Source organism: Micromonospora sp. CA-248212 (genome assembly GCF_050948405.1).
Lineage (GTDB): Bacteria > Actinomycetota > Actinomycetes > Mycobacteriales > Micromonosporaceae > Micromonospora.
Window position 1 is genome coordinate 3525742 of sequence record NZ_CP192023.1, and the last position, 19453, is coordinate 3545194.

A 19453-nucleotide genomic window follows, 5' to 3' on the forward strand; every position below is an offset into this window, starting at 1 on the left:
GGCAGGCGGACGACGGCGCCGATGTGGCCGTGCCGGCCCGCGCCCACGAGGATCGGACGCCGCAACCCCACGACGATCGGCCGGCGCAGCCCCGGGAGAACGCCGCGCGGCGCTCCCGGCGCGGTCGTCGCGGTGGCGGGGAGGAGCTGCGGGTCCCCGAGGCCGAGTTCACCTCCTACTACGGCCGGCCCATCCTCAAGGCCCCGGTGTGGAAGTGGGACATCGCCGCGTACCTGTTCACCGGCGGTCTGGCCGCCGGCTCGTCGCTGCTGGCCGCCGGAGGTCAACTCACCCGCCGCCCGGCGCTGCGCCGCGCCGGCCGGGTCACCGCGCTGGGCGCCGTCAGCGCCAGCGCGGTCTTCCTCATCCGGGACCTGGGCCGGCCGGAGCGGTTCCATCACATGCTGCGGGTGGCGAAGCTGACCTCGCCCATGTCGGTAGGCACCTGGATCCTCAGCGCGTTCGGGCCGGCCGCCGGGTTGGCGGCGATCGCCGAGACCGCCGACTGGCTGCCCCGGCACGGTCCGCTCGGGTTGGTCGGTCGGGCTCTGCCGCCGGCCGGGCACGCCGCCGGGCTGGTCGCCGCCGTCACCGCGCCCGCCCTGGCGACGTACACCGGGGTCCTGCTCGCCGACACGGCGGTGCCGTCGTGGCATGAGGCGTACCCCGAGTTGCCGGTCATCTTCGCGGGCAGCGCGCTGGCCAGCGGCGCGGGCGTCGGTCTGCTCGCCGCGCCGCCGTCGCAGGCCGGGCCGGCCCGCCGGATGGCGGTGGCCGGGGCGGCCCTGGAGCTGTACGGCGCGCACCGCGTGGAGACCCGTCTCGGGCTGCTCAGCGAGCCCTACCGGTCGGGTCGGCCGGGCCGGCTGTTGCGCGCCGGTCGGCTGCTGACCACCGCCGGGGTGGCCGGGGCGCTGCTGGGTCGGCGTAGTCGCGCCGTCGGGGCGTTGTCCGGGGCCGCGCTGCTGGGCGCGTCGGTCGCCACGCGGTTCGGCATCTTCTACGGCGGCGTCGCGTCCGCCCGCGACCCCCGCTACACCGTCGTGCCGCAACGCGAGCGGGTGAACGCCCGGCGGACCGAGGTGGATCCGACGACTGACTGAGCGGTCGCACCGGCGTTGTGATCGAATGTGCGACGGAGGCGTTCAGGCGGCTGGTGCCCCTCCCGGTCTTCAAAACCGGTGTGGTCCGGGACCCGGGCCAGGCGGGTTCGATTCCCGTCCGTCTCCGCCAACGGCGGCAGGAGTGACGTGATGCGTGACGGCAGCGAGGACCCGCGACGTCGGGTGCCCCGCACCGACACCCTCCTCGCCGATCCGCAGCTGGCGGCGGCCATCGCGACCCTCGGCCGCGAGCGGGTCAAGGCCGCCGTCGTGCGGGCGCAGACGCGGGCTCGCCGTGGTGAGATCGCCCCCGAGGAGGTGCGGGACGCCTCCGTCGCCGGACTGCCCGCGCCGGGTCCCCGCGCGGTGCTCAACGCCACCGGTGTCGTGCTGCACACCAACCTGGGCCGGGCGGCGCTGTCGCCGGCCGCCGTCGCGGCGGTCGTCGCGGCCGCCGGGCACACCGACGTCGAACTGGACCTGAACACCGGGCGCAGAGCCCGTCGGGGCCGCGACGCCCTCGACGCGCTCGCCGCCGCCGTGCCCGACGCCGCCGCCGTGCACGTGGTCAACAACGGCGCTGCCGCGCTGGTGCTGGCGGCCACGGTGTTGGCCGCCGGCCGGGAGATTGTGGTCAGCCGCGGCGAACTCGTCGAGATCGGCGACGGCTTCCGCCTACCGGACCTGCTGGTAAGCACCGGCGCGCGACTGCGCGAGGTGGGCACCACCAACCGCACGACGCTCGACGACTACGCCGCCGCCGTCGGCCCGCAGACCGGGTTCGTGCTGAAGGTGCACCCGTCGAACTTCCAGGTCACGGGCTTCACCTCGGCCGTGCCGGTGCGCCAACTGGCCACCCTCGACGTGCCGGTGGTCGCCGACATCGGCTCCGGGCTGCTCGCACCGGATCCGTTGCTGCCCGACGAGCCGGACGCGGCCAGCACCCTGCGCGCCGGCGCGGCCCTGGTCACGGCGAGCGGCGACAAACTGCTCGGCGGCTCGCAGGCCGGCCTGCTGCTCGGCGACGCCGCGCTCGTCGAACGCCTACGCCGCCACCCGCTGGCCCGCGCGCTGCGCGTCGACAAGCTCACCCTGGCGGCGTTGGCCGCCACGCTGCACCGGCCGGACACCCCGACGCGGACCGCGCTGCACGCCGATCCGGCCGTCCTACGTCGCCGGGTGGAGCTGCTACGCGACCGGCTCGGCGCGGACGGACGCAAGGCGGAGGTCGTGGAGGCGGTCGCCGTCGTCGGCGGTGGCGGCGCTCCCGGCGTCGAGCTGGAATCGTGGGCGCTGAGCCTGCCCGAACGGTACGCCGTCCCGCTGCGCACCGGAGACCAGCCGGTGCTGGGTCGGGTGGTGCGGGGCCGACTCCTGCTCGACCTGCGGTGCGTGCCCGTCGACGCCGACGACACGGTCCTGGCCGCCGTGCTGCGCGTACCCGGGGACGACTGAGCATGTTCGTCGTCGCCACCGCCGGGCACGTCGACCACGGCAAGTCGACCCTGGTCCGGGCGTTGACGGGGATGGAACCGGACCGGTGGGCCGAGGAACGCCGCCGGGGCATGACCATCGACCTGGGGTTCGCCTGGACGACGTTGCCGTCCGGCGGCACGATCGCCTTCGTCGACGTACCCGGGCACGAGCGGTTCGTGCCGAACATGCTCGCGGGGGTCGGTCCGGTGCCGGCCGCGCTGATCGTGGTCGCCGCCGACGAGGGGTGGATGCCGCAGTCCGCCGAGCACCTGGCCGCGCTCGACGCGCTCGGCGTCGGGTGCGGCCTGCTGGTGGTGACCCGCGCGGATCTCGCCGACCCGGGGCCGGCGACGGAGCGCGCCCGGGACGAGATCGCGGCGAGCAGCCTCGGCGCGGTGGAGACGGTGGCGGTCAGCGGGTTGACCGGCGCCGGGCTGCCCCAGTTGCGGGCCGCGCTGGACCGGCTCGTCGCGCGGCTGCCCGACCCCGTCGCGGACGCGCCCGTGCGTCTCTGGGTGGACCGCAGCTTCACCGTGCGGGGCAGCGGCACCGTCGTCACCGGAACGCTGGGCGCCGGTCGGCTGCGGGTCGGCGACACCCTGGAACTGGCCGGCGTCGACGAGCCGGTCCGGGTCCGCGGCCTGCACTGCCTGGGCGAGGCCCGAGCGGAGGCGTCGGCCGTGTCCCGGGTGGCGGTCAACCTGCGGGGTACGCCCCGCGACCGGCTCGGCCGCGGCGACGCGCTGCTCACCCCGGGGCGGTTCCACCGCACCGACCTTCTCGACGTGCGGCTCACCGGTGACCCCGCCGCCGACCTGCCGTCCACCCTCACCCTGCACGTGGGGTCGGCGGCCGTGCCGGCGCGGGTGCGGCCGCTCGGCGTGGACACCGTCCGGCTGCGGTTGGCCCGCCCGCTGCCGTTGCTGGTCGGCGACCGGGCGCTGCTGCGTGATCCCGGCCGTCATCGGGTTGCCGGTGGGGTACGGGTCCTCGACGTCGCGCCGCCGCCACTGTCCCGCCGGGGCGCGGCGGTCGCCCGCGCGGCGGTCCTCGCCGAGCTGGACGGTCGCCCCGACCTGGCCGGCGAGCTGCGCCGCCGTCGCCTGGTCCGGGTCGGCGCGCTGCGGCGCATGGGTGTGCCGGTGGAGGCCACGCCGGTGGCCGCTGACTGGCTGGCCGATCCGGGGCACTGGCGGCAGCTCGGCGACCAGGTGACCGAGGAGGTCACCCGCTACGCCCGGGAGCACCCGTTGGAGGCGGGCATGCCGGTGGACGCGCTGCGGCAACGTCTCGCCCTGCCCGACCGGGCGCTGGTCGAGGCGCTGGTGCGTCCGCCGCTGCGGGTGCACGGTGGCCGGATCGGCACGGCCGCCGTCGACACCCTGCCCGAGCCGGTGGCGCGGGCCGTGCGGCGGGTGCGCGCCGAGTACGCCGACCGGCCGTTCCGCGCCCCGGAGGCGGACCGTCTCGTCGAACTGGGCCTGGGACCTCGGGAGATCGGCGCGGCGGTACGCGCCGGCGCGCTGCTGAGGCTGGCCGACACCGTGGTGCTGCTGCCCGACGCGCTCGACGCGGCGGTCACCGTCCTCGCCGGCCTGCCCCAGCCGTTCACCCTGTCGGCGGCCCGGCAGGCGCTGGACACCACCCGACGGGTGGCGGTGCCGCTGCTGGAACTGCTGGACCGCCGTGGCGCGACCCGTCGGCTGCCCGACGACGCGCGGGTCGTCGTCACCTGAGCGCGTCTCCGCGATGACCAGGGGTGGCCGGGGTTGCGGTGGGCTGTCAGGGTGGAGAGGTGGCCGAGCCGCTGCTGTCCCCGTCGCGGTCGTCACGTGACCGGTGGCGTGGTGTCGTCGCGGGCGCGATGCGCTGGGGATTGCCGCTGCTGTGGGTGCTGTGGGCTGCGCTGGCGTGGTGGGTGACCCCGCGCGAGGCGACGGCGGGCCAGCTCGACCGGGATCTGGCGGCGGGCCGTGTGGTGACCTTCCAGCGGGCGTCCGGCTGGGCCGACGACGACCTGTACTGGGGCAGCCGGCCGCACCTGCGGTACGACATGCGGGGCGCGATGATCGCGTGGAGCGTGCCGAGCGGTCGGGTGCGGTACGCCTTTGTCGACCCGCCCAACGCGCAGGCGCAGTCCCTCGTACCGGAGGCGACCGAGCGGCCCGACGGGTTGGACGCGCGGCTGGCCGCGTCGGCGCGCCCGTGGCAGGCCTCCGGCGTCGCCGCGCACCGGCTCGCTGACACCGCCGGGCTGCTCGCTGGCGCGGTGACCCTGATGTGGCTGGTCCGGCTGGTCGGTGGGGCCCCACCGGCGGTCGGCACCCGGTGGTTCTGGTGGTGGATCGGGCTCCTCCCGTTCGGCGTGGGCGTGCTGGCCTGGTCGTACCGGGAGATCTGGCGACCGCCGCCGGTGCCGCCGCCCGCTCGCGGCTCGGGGTGGCGCGGCGTCGGTTGGCTGCTGCTCGCCGGGATCGGCATCGCCATGCTGGTGTCCGCCGCGCGGGCTCTGCTCGGTGCCGCCGTGGTGCCGGGCTAACCGGCCCCCAAACCGTCGGCGGTCACCTACGGTGACGCCATGGACCCTTCGGCGGTCTGGCGGGACCGGCAGCACCAGTGGCGGATCGAGGCGTACCGCGCCCCGGACCTGCGGTTCGCCATCTACGCGACGAACGGGCCCACCGAGTCGGTGCCGCTGTGGCTGTTCGGCATGACGGCGCTGGCCCGGTGGTTGATGACGCACTCCATCTCGCTGGACGACCTGGAGGTCGACTAAACGCACGCGGGAGCCGGCCGCGCTGCGGTTGAGTGACGGAAGGGCGGTCGACGGGGGTGCGTGGTGGGCGGTCAGCTCGGGCAGTTGGCGCTGGTCGCCGTCCTGGTGCTGGTCAACGCCGCGCTGTCCGGCAGCGAGATGGCGCTGGTGACGCTGCGCGAGGGGCAGTTGCGACGGTTGGGTCGGCGCAGCCGGGCCGGCGAGCGGCTGGTCCGGCTGTCCCGGGACCCGAACCGCTATCTGGCCACCATCCAGCTCGGCATCACCCTGGCCGGGTTCCTCGCCTCGGCGGCGGCCGCCGTGTCCCTCGCCCAGCCACTGGTCGGCCCGTTGGGTTTCCTCGGCGCGGTGGCTCGTCCGGCCGCGGTGCTGCTGGTGACGGTGGCCCTGACCTTCGTGACGCTGGTGATCGGCGAGTTGGCGCCGAAGCGGCTGGCGATGCAGCGCGCCGAGCGGTGGGCGCTGCTCAGCGCCGGCCCCCTGGACCTGCTCGCCCGGGTGTCCCGCCCGGCGGTGTGGCTGCTCAGCTCGACGACCGACGTGGTGGTCCGCCTCGCCGGCGGGAACCCACGGGCCAGCCGTGAGGAGATGACCGAGGAGGAGCTGCGGGAGATGCTGGCCACCCAGCGGGGACTGTCGGCGCAGCAGCGGGAGATCCTGACCGGCGCGTTCGACATCGCCGGTCGGACGCTGCGGGAGATCCTGGTGGCCCGCCGGGAGGTGACCACGTTGCCGGCCGACCTGCCCGCCGCCGAGGGGGTTCGTCTGCTCGGCGTCGCCGGCCGGTCCCGTGCGCCGGTCACCGGCCCGGGCGGCCTCGACGAGGTGGTCGGCGTGGTGCACATCCGCGACCTGGTCCGGGCCGAGGCCGGCACGGTGGGGGAGCGGGCCCGGCCGCCGCTACTGCTGCCGGTCACCGTGGCGGTCGCCGACGCGCTGCGCTGCCTGCGCCAGGAACACCAGCAGATGGCCCTCGTGGTGGACGAGCACGGTGGCATCGACGGCATCGTCACGCTGGAGGATCTGCTGGCCGAGGTCGTCGGCGAGCTGTACGACGAGACCGACCGCGACGTGCGCGGTGTGGTCCGGGAGTCGGACGGGTCGCTGCTGGTGCCCGGTGACTTTCCCCTGCACGATCTGCCCGACGTGGGGGTGCGGCTGAGCTTCCCGCTGTCCCGGGAGTACACGACGGTGGCGGGGCTGGTGCTGTCCCGGTTGCGGCACCTGCCGGGGACTCCCGGTGAGACGGTGCGGTTGCCCGGGTTGACCATCGAGGTGGTGGAGGTCGCCGACCGGGCGGTGCGCCGGGTACGGCTGCGAGGCTTCGTCGCCGAACAGTGACCGCACCCCCGAAAGAGGGACAAAACGCGTGAATCGTCACGGTGCGAAGGTGGCCCGCCTACGGTGCGGTACGTGAAGGACCGAGGGTTACGTACGTTCGTCACCGTCCTCGCCGGCCTCGCGGTGATCTATTTCGGCAGCACCGGCCGCAGCCCCGAGGAGGGCCGGGGCATCTCCGGCGGCGTCATCGTCCTGGCGCTGCTCGCCGCGCTGCTGGTGTGGCACCTGACCCGACCGGGGGACAAGACCGTCAAGTGAGCGGCTCAGCCGGCGGCGACGCGGGCGACCTCACCGGCGGACTCCTCGCCGAGCGCCACCCGTACCAGCGCCGAGGCGAGCCGACCGAACTCCGGTTCGTCGACCAGGGAGGCCAGCCGGTCCGGTGAGCCCGGCAGGCCCAACCGCTTCGCGCCGGCGAGGGCCCGCCGGTCGGCGTACGGGCGCACGTCGGACCAGACCGTCTGCGCCTCGCGCAGGTAGATGTCCGCGCCGGTGGGTCCGATGCCGGGGAACTCGGTGAGCCGTCGACGCAGCCCCGCCGGGTCACCCTGGGCATCGCGGTGCAGCCGACGCAGGTCGCCGTGCCACCGGTCCAGACACAGCCGGGCCCCGGTGCCCAGCATGGTGGCGGTGCGTTCGTCGTAGCGGCGGTAGTGACCACGCCCCAACGCGTCGACCCGCTGCTGCCAGCTCGCCGCCTCCATCGCCTGCGGTGTGCGGTAGCCGGCCGCGAACAGCTCCCGCGCCGCGTCCACCGCGACGCAGGCCCGGATCCGGGTGCTCAACAGGGTGGCCAGCACCAGCAGCTGGTACAGCGGGCCGGGACGGTCGGCCAGCCGGATGCCGGCCTCCTCGGCGTACGTGTCGCCACGCCGGTCCAGCAGGACCCGCACCACCGCTCGATCGTCACCCACCCCACGGGGGTACCCGCCGCACGCCCGGCTAGCCCTCCCGACGCCAGCCAGGACCGGAATGTGGCCGGATCCCACGGGTATGCGGCCGGTGGAGGCGGTCGATGCCGCCTGCCGTACCGGGAGGGAGACGCTCGTGGTGAACCCGCAGCAGGAGGAGTTCCGGCGTAACGCCAAGGGAGCGACCAGCCAGGACAGCAAGGGGCCCGGACCGTCGGGTCATCCGCTCAACCGTGGCTCGTCGCGGGGGGACGCCGGCCGGCCGGTGCCCAAGGGGCAGGTGTCGCCGTACGGCCCGGCGGGTGAGCCGGTCGCCGAGGACGACAGCGACACCCGCGCCTAACGACCGTGACCTGACGGCCGTCGCAGCCTGTTCCAGGTGGCGGCGGCCGTCAGCCCGTACGCCAGGTGCGGGATGATGTCGGAGATCCAGTCCGAGCGCCGCCAGGTACGGGGATCGCTGATGCCCAGCGCCGTGATGGACCCGTCGGTCATCGCCATGACGCCGGCGCCGAGCACGCCGGTGGCCATCGGCAACGGCTGCCGTCGGCCCCCGGCGTAGAGCGCGAAGGCCATGCCGGCGGCGATGCCCAGCCCGTAACCGATCAGAGGGCCGAGCCCCGAGCGGCGGGTGGCCGCCCGGGGCTCCGGTCCCAGGTCCACGTGCGCGAGGTGGGCCAGCTTGTCGACGGTCTGCTCCGGCGTGCTGCTCGCCGGCCGCGCCCGCAGCGCGATGTCGAGGTAGCCGACCACGTTCAGCGCGGTGCTGCCGACCGCGCCGGCGATCGCGCCGTCGGCCAGGTCGACGCCCCTCACTTCGGGTCGCCCGGTTCGCGTTCGCTCTTGGGACCGTACGTGCGCTCACCGCGCACGACGCCCCGTTGGCCGCGATCCTCCTGCAGGATCCGGTTGGCGACCTGGTTGGCCTTGCCGTCGGGTACCCGACGTCCGGAGTCGTCGATCGCGTTGCGCAGGCGCGCCCGCTGCTTGTCGTACGCGTTGCTGCCCGGCCGTGGTCCTGGCATCTGCTGCCTCCTTCGTCGCCGTTGGCGTACCGCGGCCGTCTACCCGTTGGGCGGCGGACCAACCCCGGGGCGTCAGCGGGGACCGCGCACCACCTCGACCGGGCAACGCGCGTGGTGCAGCGCCGACTGGCTCACCGACCCCAGCAGCAACCCGGTCACCTCGCCGCGCCCCTGCCCCCCGACGACCAGCAGTTGCGCGTCAGCGGACGCCTCGGCGAGCACGGCGCTGGCGCGTTCCCGGGTCGCCCGGCACGTCAGGCGCAACCCCGGATGGCGGTCGGTCAGCCCGTGCAGCCAGCCGCCGAGCAGCCGCTCCTGTTCGTCGTGCAACCGCGCCTCGTCGTACACCAGGGGTTGCAGGTCGCCGGGACCGCTGCTGCCGGGGTGCCGGTAGGCGTGCACCGCGCGCAGCGGCACGCCGCGCGCCACCGCGGCCTCGGCGGCGACGTCGGCGGCGAGCAGCGACGCCGGTGAGCCGTCCAGCCCCACCACCACCGGGCCGTCGGGGCGTTGCTCGCCGCGGGCGACCAGCACCGGGCAGTCGGCGTACGCGCTGACCTGCACCGCTACCGAGCCGACGACGAGCCCGGAGAAGCCGCCCAGTCCCCGGTCGCCGAGCACGATGAGCGCGGCGGTCGGGGACTCGCCCACCAGCACCGCGGCGGCCTCGCCGTCGATGATCTCCCCGGAGACCGTCAGCCCGGGTGTGGTCGCCTCGGCCTCGGCCACGGCGGCGGCGACCAGCTCCTGTGCCCGCTCGCGCAGTCCGACGCCCGGCGGCGCGCCGGACGGAGGTGCCACGGGTACTCGTAGCAGCGGCCAGATGAAACCGTGCACCACCCGCAGCGGCCGGTGCCGGCGGACCGCCTCGGCGGCGGCCAGGCGCACGGCGCGCAGGGACGGCTGCGAGCCGTCCACGCCGACCACCACCGCCGCGCTGTTCGCCGCGTTCACCGCCCACCCCCCGCCGGGCCAGTATCGCGGGCGTGGCGGCGCGGCGGAGCGATACCGCCGCTCGGGCACCGGTCGGTACGCTGGCGACGACCCGAGGGGAGGAGCGCCGTCGATGGGTGAACCGGACGAGCCGAGCACCGCTCGCATGATCGACTACTGGCTCGGTGGGGAGCACCACTTCGGCGTCGACGTGGCCGCCGCGACCGCTTTCGAGCAGGCGTACGGGCCGTGCGCGCCGGTCTTCGCGGAGCTGCGGGCGTTTCTCGGCCGGGCGGTCCGGGCGATCGTCGAGCAGGGCGTGGACGGGTTCCTGGTCTTCGGGGCGGGGGTGCCCACGATGGGCAACGTGCACGAGGTCGCTCCCGAGGCCAGCGTGCTCTACACCGACGTCGATCCGGTGACCATCCGGCTGGGTCAGCGGATCCTCGCCGGCAGCGACCGGGCGGGCTACGGCTACGGCGACGCCACCGACATCGGTACCATCGACCCGGCCCAACTGCACCGCTTCGTACCCGGGTGGGGGCGACGGCCGGTGGGGCTGGTCTTCCTCGGGCTCGCCGCGTTCCTCGACGACGACACGCTGAGGCGCACCCTCGACGAGTTGTACGCGGCGGCGGCGCCGGGCAGCCTGCTGGCCGTGGACTTCGACACCGAGGAGCTGGCCGCCCACCCGCAGGCGTTGGCGATGATGGGGCCGGCGTTCCGGATGCGACCCGCGGCGGCGTTCGCGCCGCTGCTGGGCCGGTGGACGCCGACGTCGGACGGAATCGTCCCGGTCAACCGCTGGCGGCCCGCCGGCGTGCCGGTCGACGTGCCGGACGCCTTCCACGGTGTCCTGGCGACGCGCGGCGCCGACTGACCCGCGACGACGGGTTGTCCGGGGTCTCCGTATGATGCTTGCCCTGTAGCAAGTTTTTGGAGGGACGACCAAGCATGGTGGACGCGCCGGACGGGGTGTCGCGCGCGCTACGCGAAGCCGCGCCCGACCAGTTGGCGGAGGCGGCGGACCGGGCGATCCGGGCGGCGTTGGGCGCGGTGCGCACCGACGTGTTCGTCGCCGACTACCGGATCAGCGGGCTCTGGCCCGTGCTGGACCCGGACCTGCCGGCGGCCGGAGCCCTGGCCCGGCACACCGTGGCGCAGCGCTGCTTCTCCAGCCAGCAGCCGGTGCGCGACGGTCTCGAGGACGGGGCCTGCCGGCTCTACCTGCCCCTGACGGTGTGGGGGGAGCGCCTCGGCGTGCTGCTCATCGAGCTGCCGACCGTGCCCGGCCCGGCGGTCACCGGCCGTGCCACCGACATCGCCGGTGACCTGGCGGTGGCGATGCGGGCCGCGGACCGGGAGACCGACCGGTACCGCCGGGCCCGTCGTCGGGAGCGGCTCAGCATGGCCGCCGAGATGCAGTGGGACCTGCTACCCGGGCGCAGCGTGGCACACCGCTGCTTCCACCTGGCCGGGCAGTTGGAACCGGCGTACACAGTCGGTGGAGACCACTTTGACTGGTCGTTGGACGGGGAACGGCTGACGTTGACGGTGCTCAACGGCGAGGGCAACGGCCTGGCCGCGTCGCTGCTGACGGCGGTGACCGTCAACGCCATGCGCAACGCCCGCCGCTCCGACGGCGGCCTCGTGGAGCAGGCGGAGTTGGCCTCGGACACGGTCTACTACCAGCACCGGGGCCGTCGACACGTGGCCACGTTGCTGCTGGAGCTGGACATCGCCACCGGGCGGGTACGGGCGGTCGACGCCGGTTCGCCGCACCTGCTGCGGATGCGCGGCGCGACCGTCGAGCCGATGACGCTGGATCAGCAGTTGCCGCTGGGCATGTTCGCCGAGACCCGCTACGAGGTGCAGGAGTTCCAGCTCGCGCCGGGTGACCGGGTCTTCGTGGTCAGCGACGGGGTGTGGGCGGCCGAGCCGGCGGGGCGGGAGCCGTACGGGCAGCGGATGTTGGCTCGTTCGCTGCGCGCCACTCGGTTGCAGCCGGCGACCGAGGCGGTTGGTACGGTGATGCGCGAACTACACGCCTACCACGCGGATTCCGATTTGCGCGACGACGCCGTCGTCGTCTGCCTCGACTGGCATGGTCCGCGTGGGCGGGATGGCGGATGAGAGTCGCCGCCACCGTCCCGGGCGGGCACCAGCGCGACGACGGCAGGGGACATCGGGTGGAGCGACCGGCGGATCTCGCCGCGGCGATCAACGCGGCCGCAGAGACGCTGATCGCCGTGCTCGACTCGGCGGCGTCACGGCATCAGGTGCCCCCCACGCAGTTGCGGGTGCTGATGCTGATCAGTGGCCGTCCGGAGACCAATGTCAACGGGCTGGCGGAGCTGCTGGACGTGGTGCCCTCCTCGGCCAGCCGACTGTGCGACCGGTTGGAGGCGACCGGCCTGCTGCGTCGCGTGGCGGATCCGCGGGACCGGCGGGAGGTGCGGTTGGTGCCCACCGCCGCCGCGTTGACGCTGTTGCGGGAGTTGGCGGAGCGGCGCCAGCGCGCGGTGCAGGCCGTGCTGGACAGGATGCCGCCCCGGACGCAGCACGACCTGTTGGCGTCCCTGTTGGCGTTCGGCCGCGCGGCGACGCAGACGGTGCCGGAGCAGCAGGCCGACCAGGCAGCGGTCCAGACGGCCTGACACGTTCCACTAGTATCCTAGGACGCTCTGGCGGTGGTGATCCACACCACACCGCCACACCACCGCGCCGACAGCGCACGGCGGCCGGGCCGTCGACGAGAGCCCGATATAGTGGCAGCGCACTTAACCGGCCCGCGATCTCGGTGATCGCGGGCCGTATCAGGGCAGAGGTCCCGTCCCGGGGCCGCAGGGGAGCCGGTGGTTGCCGGCCCGACAGCGCGTACGACCTCCGCCGCGCCCGATCTCGGCCCGGCGTCGGGGCGTGCCGTGAAGGAGGTTCGGTGTCGCGTCGGCCGGCTCAGGCAGAGCACCCGCGGGACACCGGCGAGCAGACGCCCGGCGACCAGGTGCTCACCCTGCCCAACCTGATCAGCTTCGGGCGGCTGCTGGGCGTACCCCTGTTCCTCTATCTCTTCCTGGTCTCCCGGGCGGACGTCGCGGCGGTGGTGGTGCTGGCCATCGGCGGCACCACCGACTGGGTCGACGGTTGGATCGCCCGCCGACTGCGGCAGGTGAGCCGGCTCGGTGAGCTGCTCGACCCGCTCGCCGACCGGCTCTACATCCTCGCCACGTTGCTGGCCTTCACCGCCCGGGGGGTGGTGCCGTGGCAGTTCACGGCGGCGCTGCTGGCCCGGGAGCTGCTGCTGCTCGGTTCGCTGGCGGTGCTGCGCCGCTTCGGGTACGGGCCGCCGCCGGTGCACTACGTGGGCAAGACCGCCACGTTCCTGCTGCTCGCGGCGTTCCCGGTGCTGCTGCTGGCCACCGAGTGGAGCGCGGCGGCGACGGCCACGGCCGCGATCGGCTGGGGATTGGCCTGGTGGGGGCTGGTGCTCTACTGGGTGGCCGGCGCGATGTACGTGGTGCAGGCGTCGCGGTTGGTGCGCGGGGCGCGTGGCCGGGACGCGGCCGCGTGAGCGCGACGCCGCCGACGCCGCGGCCCCGCCCGGATCGGGTGTACGCGCCGGACTTCCTCACCGAGTTGTTCCGTAACCCGCTGGACCCGGGGTACGCGGACGCGGCCGCCGCGCGCCGGCGGGGGTCGTCTCCGGACGCGCCCCGGGGCTGGGCGGCGCGGTCGGTCGGCCTGGTCGTGGTGGTGGTGCTGGGTTTCCTGTTCGCGGTGGCGTACCGCCAGACGATGGCGGACGAGCCGGGGCGCGCCCAGGCGCGCTCGGGGCTGGTGGCGCAGATCAAGGAGCGGGAGAGTCAGACCGACCGGTTGTCGGCGCGGGCGGACCAGCTGCGTGAGGAGGTCAGCCGGCAGCGGGACGCGGCGTTGAGCGGTTCGGCCGCGGCGCGTCTGCGGGACCTGGAGGCGAGCACCGGGCTGGGTCGGGTGCGGGGTGACGGTGTGGTGGTGCGCCTGGCGGACGCTCCGGGGAACGCGGATGCGGTGACCGGTGCGGGCGCGGGGCCGCCGCGGGTGCTGTACAGCGACCTGCAGGGTGTGGCGAACGCGTTGTGGAGTGCCGGCGCGGAGGCGATCGCGATCAACGGCCAGCGGTTGACGTCGACGTCGACGATCCGTTCGGCGGGTGAGGCGATCCTGGTGGATTTCCGGCCGGTGACGGGGCCGTACGAGGTGTCGGCGACGGGTCCGGGGTCGATGCGGCGCAAGTTCGAGGACAGTCGGAACGCGGCGCTGATGCGGGAGGTCGCGCAGAAGACCGGGTTGTCGTTCGGTGTGCGGGAGGCGGAGGACCTCACCCTGCCGGCGGCGCCGGAGCCGCAGCTACGCTACGCCAAGCCGTCGGTCAGTCCGAGCCCTTCGGGGTCGGGTGGCCGGTCTGGCAGTCCTGGGTCGTCGGGTTCGCCGGGGACCGCTAGTCCTTCCGGAGGTGGCGGATGATCGCGGTGCTGGCGTTGCTCGCCGGTGTGGTGCTCGGGGTGTGGCTTGATCCCACGGTGCCGTCGGCGTTGCAGCCGTACCTGCCGATCGCGGTGGTGGCCGCGTTGGACGCGGTGTTCGGTGGGGTGCGGGCGAAGTTGGACCGCATCTTCGACGACAAGCAGTTCGTGGTGTCGTTCATCTCGAACGTGCTGGTGGCGGGCCTGATCGTGTATCTGGGTGACCAGTTGGGCGTGGGTGGGCAGTTGTCCACCGGTGTGGTGGTCGTGCTGGGTGTGCGGATCTTCGGAAATGTGGCGGCGATCCGTCGGCACCTGTTCCGGGCGTAGGTTTGACAGCGATGAGCGACGAGCAGGATGAGACGGGGACGGGCTGGCCGCAGCCGGTGGTGCCGGGGCGGCCCGGTGGGCCGGCGGGTGAGCCGGATCCGCGGCCGGATGCGCCGGATCCGGACGAGTTGAGTCCGTTGGCGCCGCGCGGGCCGGTGTCGGAGCCGCAGCCGGACGACGCGGAGCCGGAGGTGGTGCCGGCCGATGACGGGGCGACGGTGGACCTGCGCGCGGTGTCGCGGGCGGGGGAGCCGGCGGTGTCGTCGGACGAGCCGGACGTGCCGCCGGCCACGCCCGCGGTGACCGGTCGGTCGCGGTGGAGCGCGGCCGGGGTGATGATCGCGGTGTTGTTGGCGTTGCTGGGGTTCACGCTGGTCGTGCAGTTGAAGACGACGTCGACGGATCCGACGTTGGGGGCGACGCGTCAGGAGGACCTGGTGCGGATCCTGTCGGATCTGGACGCGCGGGAGAGTCGCCTGCAGCAGGACATCCGGGCGTTGGAGGACAGTCAGCGGCAGTTGGCCTCGGGTGAGCAGGGTCGGCAGGCGGCGTTGGACGAGGCGACGCGTCGGGCGGACGAGCTGGGGATTCTGGCGGGTACGTTGCCGGCGGTGGGCCCGGGGCTGACGGTGCAGTTCTCCAGTGGGGTGAAGCCGATCACGGCGAACCGGGTGTTGGACGCGGTGCAGGAGTTGCGGGGCGCGGGCGCGGAGGCGATGCAGATCTCCGGTGGTGACCGGGCGACGGTGCGGGTGATCGCGTCGACGTACTTCCTGGATGGGGAGAACGGGTCGCTGATGGTGGAGGGGCGTCGGTTGACGGGTCCGTACACGATCACGGTGATCGGTGATCCGGCGACGATGCGTACGGCGTTGAACATTCCTGGTGGGGTGGTGGCGTCGGTCCGGGGTGACGGCGGTAACGTGACGTTTGGGGAGCGTGAGGTTGCCGAGGTTTCGGCGCTGCACGTGCCGACCAAGTAGGAAACACGCCCGTCCGGTCTCCTGACCGGCGCGGCCGCGCCGGGCCCGGGTGGTCCGGGGCACGATGGATGAGGACGCGTCTGGTGATTCCCGAGGATCTGCGATACACCGCCGAGCATGAGTGGGTGGCGGGTGACGGTACCGGTTCGATCCGGGTCGGCATCACGCACTTCGCGCAGGACGCGTTGGGTGACATCGTGTACGTGCAGTTGCCGGAGGCGGGTGCGGTCGTGGCGGCCGGTGACTCGTTGGGTGAGATCGAGTCGACCAAGAGCGTGTCGGAGATCTACGCGCCGGTCGCGGGTACGGTGGCCGCGCGGAACGAGGCGCTGGGCGACACTCCTGAGCTGATCAACACGGATCCGTACGGTGCGGGTTGGTTGGTGGAGATCACGCCGGCTGATCCGACGGCGACCGACGGGTTGCTCACGGCGGGCGCGTATCAGAAGATCACCGAAGGCTGAGTGTGCTTGATCCGGCGTGCGGGATGTCTGCGCGCGTCCGGTTGCCCTGCATTTCGGCGCTGGCTAGGCTCGCCCAGTCGACCGAGAAGAACCCATTAGTTGTGCGTTGTGGAATTGCCTTCCCGGGCACGGGGAGCCAGCCGCCGGGTGTTGGAGTGCCCGGCGGCCAGACCCGCCATTACCCGACGCCGACCGAACAGATCCGTGAGGTGGTCCCATGACGCGCCCAGACGACGAGTTCCCCCCGCTCGACGTCACCTCGACGCTCAATCTCGGCTCGCTCGACGAAGTGCTGGAGGGGCCGGACACCGATGTGGTGCCGAGCCGGATGTCCGGTTCGTTGCCGCCGGGTATGGCGCTGCTGGTGGTTCGTCGCGGTCCGAATGCGGGTGCCCGGTTCCTGTTGGACCACGACGTGACGACCAGTGGCCGGCATCCGGACAGTGACATCTTCCTCGATGACGTGACGGTGTCGCGTCGGCACGCGGAGTTCCACCGTGATGGTGGGACGTTCACGGTGCGGGACGTGGGTAGCCTCAATGGCACGTACGTGAATCGTGAGCGGGTCGAGGCGGCCACGTTGAGCAATGGTGACGAGGTTCAGATCGGTAAGTTCCGGGTGGTGTTCATCGCCGGTCCGCGCCCGGAGGAGGAGGCCGGCCGGGGGTGAACGAGCCTGCGGCCTCCACGCCACCCGGGGCGGCCCGGTCCCAGCCGCTGATGAGCATCGGTGAGGTGCTGGGTCAGTTGCGGGTGGATTTCCCGGACACCACGATTTCGAAGTTGCGGTTCCTCGAGGCCGAAGGGCTGGTTGAGCCGCAGCGGACGGCGTCGGGTTACCGGAAGTACAGCTGGGACGATGTGGCGCGGTTGCGGTTCGTGTTGACCGCGCAGCGGGACAGGTACCTGCCGTTGCGGGTGATCCGTGAGCAGTTGGCCGAGTGGGATTCGTCCGGTGAGCAGCCGGAGCGGTCGCGGCCGGCGTTGGTGGCGGTGGGGCCTGATGGTGCGGTTCCGGGTCGGGAGTCGGCGGAGCCGGCCGAGTCGTCGCAGGTGCGGCTCGGCCGGGCTGAGTTGGTGGCCCGCAGTGGGGTCGACGAGTCGACGCTTGTGGAGTTGGAGCGGCTCGGTGTGCTGGTGTCGGATCCGCCGGGGTGGTATGACGCGGATGCGTTGATCATCGCGTCGGCGGTGGCGGGTCTGGCGGCGTACGGGTTGGAGCCGCGGCATCTGCGGGGTTATCGGACTGCGGCCGATCGTGAGGTCGGGTTGTTCGCGCAGTTGGTGGCGCCGTTGGCGCGGCAGAGTGACCCGGCGGCGCGGGCGCGGGCGGCGGAGACGGCGCGGGAGTTGGTGGCGTTGTCGGAGCAGTTGCACGCGGCGTTGGTGCGGGTGGGGTTGCGGTCGACGTTGGGTCGGTGAGGTGCCCGGCAGGTGCGGCGGAGCGGAAAGATCTCTTCTCTGAAGCGTGCCGTAGGCTTGCCGGGGTAACCCCTTTCTGGCGCGGACGTGGTGCTGTAGCGCATGGGACGGCCGTGTTGCGGTCCGTGTACCGTGCAGGGAAGGGCGCGGTGCGTAGGTTGACGACGACACGGAGGCGGCGGTGCGCGAGCTGAGCGTGGTCGGAGTTCGGGTGGAGCTGCCCAGCAACCAGCCGATCGTCCTGCTCAGGGAGGTCGAGGGCGACCGCTATCTGCCGATCTGGATCGGTGCGGTCGAGGCCACGGCTATCGCTTATGAGCAGCAGGGGGTCAAGCCGGCCCGCCCGTTGACGCATGATCTTTTGCGGGATGTGTTGGCGGCGTTGCAGGCGCCGTTGCAGGCGGTGGAGATCACCGAGCTCAAGGAGAACGTGTTCTACGCCGACTTGTTGATCGGTGACGGGGTGCGGGTTTCGGCGCGTCCGAGCGATTCGATCGCGTTGGCGTTGCGGGTTGGTGCGCCGATTCGTTGTGCCGAGCAGGTCCTCAGCGAGGCGGGGATCGTTATCCCTGATGAGCAGGAGGATGAGGTGGAGAAGTTCCGCGAGTTCCTGGAGCAGGTGCGTCCGGAGGACTTCGCGGGCTGAGCGGTTCGGGTGCCCGGCTGGTGTCACGGTGGGTGACGCTGGCGCGCGGTTGGTGATCTTTCTCGGTGGCTGCGCGGCGTGTCGCGCCGGTTCCTCCGCGGTAACCCCTGAAGGTGGCGTTAGGGTTGCCGTGTCGAGGGGTGCGCGTCGCAGGAAACGATGCGTCGCCGCACTGACGGGGAGGTTGTCCGCATGCACGAGCCGCAGGATCCCGATCCGGGTACACAGGTGAACGAGCCGGGTGTGACGCCTGAGGGTGACGGCTCGGTGGGCTACCGAGGTGTGACGGCGTGCCACGCGGTGGGCATCAGTTATCGGCAGTTGGATTACTGGGCTCGGACGACGTTGGTGGTGCCGAGCGTCCGGGACGCGTCGGGTTCGGGGACCCAGCGGTTGTACTCGTTCCGCGATCTGGTGGTGTTGAAGGTCGTGAAGCGGTTGTTGGATGCGGGGGTGTCCCTGCAGAACATCCGTAAGGCGATCGAGGCGCTGCGGTCGCGTGGTGTGGAGGATCTCGCGGGTATCACGCTGATCTCTGACGGGACGACGGTGTACGAGTGCCGGTCCCCGGAGGAGGTGGTCGACCTGTTGCAGGGTGGGCAGGGCGTGTTCGGGATCGCGATCGGTGGGGCCTTCAAGGAGATCCAGGGGTCGTTGTCGCATCTGCCGGCGGAGCCGGCGGCGAGCGGCCCGGCGGAGCCGGTGGTGGGGTCCTCGTCTGATCCGGTGGGGGATGAGTTGGCGGCGCGGCGGGCGCGGCGGCGCGCGGGTTGAGTAGCGCTGCGCGTCTGTCGGTGCGCGGTCCGTTGGTGTGGGTGACTTTTTTGGGCACGCCCGGCTGGTGACTGTGGGTCAGGGCGGTCGACGTTGGGTGGCTGTTCCCCGGTCGATGAATCCATGGTGGACACTGTCTGTGGTGCTCCGGTTGCGGTGGGTGGAATCTCGGGTGGACCGTGGTGACGGTGCGTGTCCACCAGTTGTCGGGAATCGGATAGGGGGGCCCTGACCGGAGGTTGCGGGCACGCTATGGTCCGTCACGGTCCCCGCCGTGGTGCCCCGTGGCACGCGGGTGTCGCGTCGGTGGCCGTAGCCCCTGCGCGTCACCGCGCGCGACCTTTCACCCCCGGAAGGAACGACCGTGACGGTTACGGAAGAGACCGCTGCCGCCTCGCACTATGACCGCATCGGCGGCGCGAGTTCGGTGAAGGCGGCCGTCGAACTGTTCTACGACAAGGTCCTCGCCGATCCCGAGCTGGCGGGCTATTTCGCCACTGTGGACATGCCGACGCAGCGTCGACACCTGGCGTTGATGTTGGCGGTGGTGTTGGGCGGCCCGAACGAGTACGCGGGTCGCGGTTTGGCCGAGACGCACCAGCCGCTGGGCATCCCGGCGGAGCACTACGCGAAGGTGGGCGTGCACCTGATCACGACGCTGACGGAGTTGGGTGTGCCGGCCGACGTCCTGGACCACGTGCGCGTGGTGCTGGGGCAGGTGCAGGACCAGGTGGTGTCCACCGGAGAGCGTCCGGGCGTCTGAG

The 19453-nt window shown here is 73.0% G+C and carries 24 protein-coding genes, 1 tRNA gene and 1 pseudogene; 22 read left to right on the top strand and 4 right to left on the bottom strand.

Annotation, left to right across the window (positions count from 1 at the left end; genetic code table 11):
- The first annotated feature begins 146 nt into the window (after positions 1–146).
- From nrfD to ACQP03_RS16935, 8 genes are all read left to right on the top strand, one after another.
- The gene (gene nrfD, locus ACQP03_RS16900; protein ID WP_433461172.1) at positions 147–1103 is read left to right on the top strand and encodes an NrfD/PsrC family molybdoenzyme membrane anchor subunit; all 957 of its coding nucleotides are present in this window, start codon (positions 147–149) and stop codon (positions 1101–1103) included.
- 34 nt (positions 1104–1137) lie between these two features.
- Positions 1138–1233 (top strand) — tRNA-Sec (locus ACQP03_RS16905).
- Positions 1234–1253: 20 nt separating this feature from the next.
- A complete protein-coding gene (gene selA, locus ACQP03_RS16910) occupies positions 1254–2558 on the top strand; it encodes an L-seryl-tRNA(Sec) selenium transferase (protein WP_433461089.1) in 1305 nt (434 codons plus the stop codon).
- A gap of 2 nt (positions 2559–2560) precedes the next feature.
- Complete coding sequence (selB, locus tag ACQP03_RS16915) at positions 2561–4315, top strand: selenocysteine-specific translation elongation factor (protein ID WP_357170190.1); 1755 nt, start codon at positions 2561–2563, stop codon at positions 4313–4315.
- 59 nt (positions 4316–4374) lie between these two features.
- The gene (locus ACQP03_RS16920) at positions 4375–5118 is read left to right on the top strand and encodes a hypothetical protein (RefSeq protein ID WP_357170187.1); all 744 of its coding nucleotides are present in this window, start codon (positions 4375–4377) and stop codon (positions 5116–5118) included.
- Between the two features lie 39 nt (positions 5119–5157).
- Positions 5158–5355, top strand: coding sequence for a hypothetical protein (locus ACQP03_RS16925; protein ID WP_145781709.1), 198 nt, complete (start codon positions 5158–5160; stop codon positions 5353–5355).
- A 63-nt stretch (positions 5356–5418) separates the two neighbouring features.
- A complete protein-coding gene (locus ACQP03_RS16930; RefSeq protein WP_357394931.1) occupies positions 5419–6696 on the top strand; it encodes a hemolysin family protein in 1278 nt (425 codons plus the stop codon).
- A gap of 72 nt (positions 6697–6768) precedes the next feature.
- Positions 6769–6954, top strand: a complete 186-nt coding sequence (locus ACQP03_RS16935; RefSeq protein WP_355244916.1) for a hypothetical protein — start codon at positions 6769–6771, stop codon at positions 6952–6954.
- A gap of 5 nt (positions 6955–6959) precedes the next feature.
- Here the strand turns inward: ACQP03_RS16935 and ACQP03_RS16940 are convergent, their stop codons facing one another.
- Positions 6960–7610 (bottom strand): hypothetical protein, encoded by a 651-nt coding sequence (locus ACQP03_RS16940; protein ID WP_357118794.1) that lies wholly within the window; start codon positions 7608–7610, stop codon positions 6960–6962.
- A gap of 133 nt (positions 7611–7743) precedes the next feature.
- Between ACQP03_RS16940 and ACQP03_RS16945 the strand changes: the two genes are divergently transcribed.
- On the top strand, positions 7744–7950 hold the full coding sequence (locus tag ACQP03_RS16945; protein WP_363660364.1) for a hypothetical protein: 207 nt from the start codon (positions 7744–7746) through the stop codon (positions 7948–7950).
- Here the strand turns inward: ACQP03_RS16945 and ACQP03_RS16950 are convergent.
- The 3 genes from ACQP03_RS16950 to ACQP03_RS16960 all read right to left on the bottom strand — a co-directional run bounded on the left by ACQP03_RS16950 (position 7947) and on the right by ACQP03_RS16960 (position 9586).
- Positions 7947–8423, bottom strand: coding sequence for a hypothetical protein (locus ACQP03_RS16950; protein ID WP_357118790.1), 477 nt, complete (start codon positions 8421–8423; stop codon positions 7947–7949). The two genes, ACQP03_RS16945 and ACQP03_RS16950, sit on opposite strands and share 4 nt — an antisense overlap.
- The gene (locus ACQP03_RS16955; RefSeq protein ID WP_088948250.1) at positions 8420–8632 is read right to left on the bottom strand and encodes a phosphatidylethanolamine-binding protein; all 213 of its coding nucleotides are present in this window, start codon (positions 8630–8632) and stop codon (positions 8420–8422) included. The genes ACQP03_RS16950 and ACQP03_RS16955 overlap by 4 nt, the downstream gene beginning before the upstream one ends.
- 72 nt (positions 8633–8704) lie before the next feature.
- Positions 8705–9586 (bottom strand): universal stress protein, encoded by an 882-nt coding sequence (locus ACQP03_RS16960; protein WP_357118786.1) that lies wholly within the window; start codon positions 9584–9586, stop codon positions 8705–8707.
- Between the two features lie 112 nt (positions 9587–9698).
- Here ACQP03_RS16960 and ACQP03_RS16965 point away from each other — a divergent pair, with 112 nt between their 5' ends.
- The 13 genes and pseudogenes from ACQP03_RS16965 to ACQP03_RS17025 all read left to right on the top strand — a co-directional run bounded on the left by ACQP03_RS16965 (position 9699) and on the right by ACQP03_RS17025 (position 19452).
- The gene (locus tag ACQP03_RS16965) at positions 9699–10445 is read left to right on the top strand and encodes an SAM-dependent methyltransferase (RefSeq protein WP_357118783.1); all 747 of its coding nucleotides are present in this window, start codon (positions 9699–9701) and stop codon (positions 10443–10445) included.
- 74 nt (positions 10446–10519) lie between these two features.
- Positions 10520–11698, top strand: coding sequence for a PP2C family protein-serine/threonine phosphatase (locus ACQP03_RS16970; RefSeq protein ID WP_357118780.1), 1179 nt, complete (start codon positions 10520–10522; stop codon positions 11696–11698).
- Positions 11699–11754: 56 nt separating this feature from the next.
- Complete coding sequence (locus tag ACQP03_RS16975; RefSeq protein ID WP_357119458.1) at positions 11755–12222, top strand: MarR family winged helix-turn-helix transcriptional regulator; 468 nt, start codon at positions 11755–11757, stop codon at positions 12220–12222.
- A gap of 281 nt (positions 12223–12503) precedes the next feature.
- Positions 12504–13136 carry a CDP-alcohol phosphatidyltransferase family protein gene (locus ACQP03_RS16980; RefSeq protein ID WP_357118777.1) on the top strand — a complete coding sequence of 211 codons (633 nt, stop codon included), beginning with the start codon at positions 12504–12506 and terminating at the stop codon, positions 13134–13136.
- Positions 13133–14071, top strand: coding sequence for a DUF881 domain-containing protein (locus tag ACQP03_RS16985; protein WP_357118774.1), 939 nt, complete (start codon positions 13133–13135; stop codon positions 14069–14071). Before ACQP03_RS16980 ends, ACQP03_RS16985 begins: the two co-directional genes overlap by 4 nt.
- Entirely contained in the window at positions 14068–14400 is a 333-nt protein-coding gene (locus ACQP03_RS16990) for a small basic family protein (protein ID WP_355051040.1), read from the top strand. Before ACQP03_RS16985 ends, ACQP03_RS16990 begins: the two co-directional genes overlap by 4 nt.
- Positions 14401–14411: 11 nt before the next feature.
- A pseudogene (locus tag ACQP03_RS16995) lies at positions 14412–15408 on the top strand (DUF881 domain-containing protein).
- Between the two features lie 58 nt (positions 15409–15466).
- Positions 15467–15847, top strand: coding sequence for a glycine cleavage system protein GcvH (gene gcvH, locus ACQP03_RS17000; RefSeq protein ID WP_357119455.1), 381 nt, complete (start codon positions 15467–15469; stop codon positions 15845–15847).
- A gap of 217 nt (positions 15848–16064) precedes the next feature.
- Positions 16065–16517: an oxoglutarate dehydrogenase inhibitor Odhl gene (odhI, locus tag ACQP03_RS17005; RefSeq protein WP_007071101.1), complete on the top strand. Its 453-nt coding sequence runs from the start codon at positions 16065–16067 to the stop codon at positions 16515–16517.
- Between the two features lie 50 nt (positions 16518–16567).
- Positions 16568–17269 (top strand): transcriptional regulator FtsR, encoded by a 702-nt coding sequence (ftsR, locus tag ACQP03_RS17010; protein ID WP_357119452.1) that lies wholly within the window; start codon positions 16568–16570, stop codon positions 17267–17269.
- A 181-nt stretch (positions 17270–17450) separates the two neighbouring features.
- Positions 17451–17915, top strand: a complete 465-nt coding sequence (locus ACQP03_RS17015; protein ID WP_007460347.1) for a bifunctional nuclease family protein — start codon at positions 17451–17453, stop codon at positions 17913–17915.
- A gap of 192 nt (positions 17916–18107) precedes the next feature.
- Positions 18108–18689, top strand: a complete 582-nt coding sequence (locus ACQP03_RS17020; protein WP_355051042.1) for a MerR family transcriptional regulator — start codon at positions 18108–18110, stop codon at positions 18687–18689.
- Positions 18690–19053: 364 nt separating this feature from the next.
- Complete coding sequence (locus tag ACQP03_RS17025; protein WP_357170177.1) at positions 19054–19452, top strand: group I truncated hemoglobin; 399 nt, start codon at positions 19054–19056, stop codon at positions 19450–19452.
- Position 19453 lies beyond the last annotated feature (1 nt).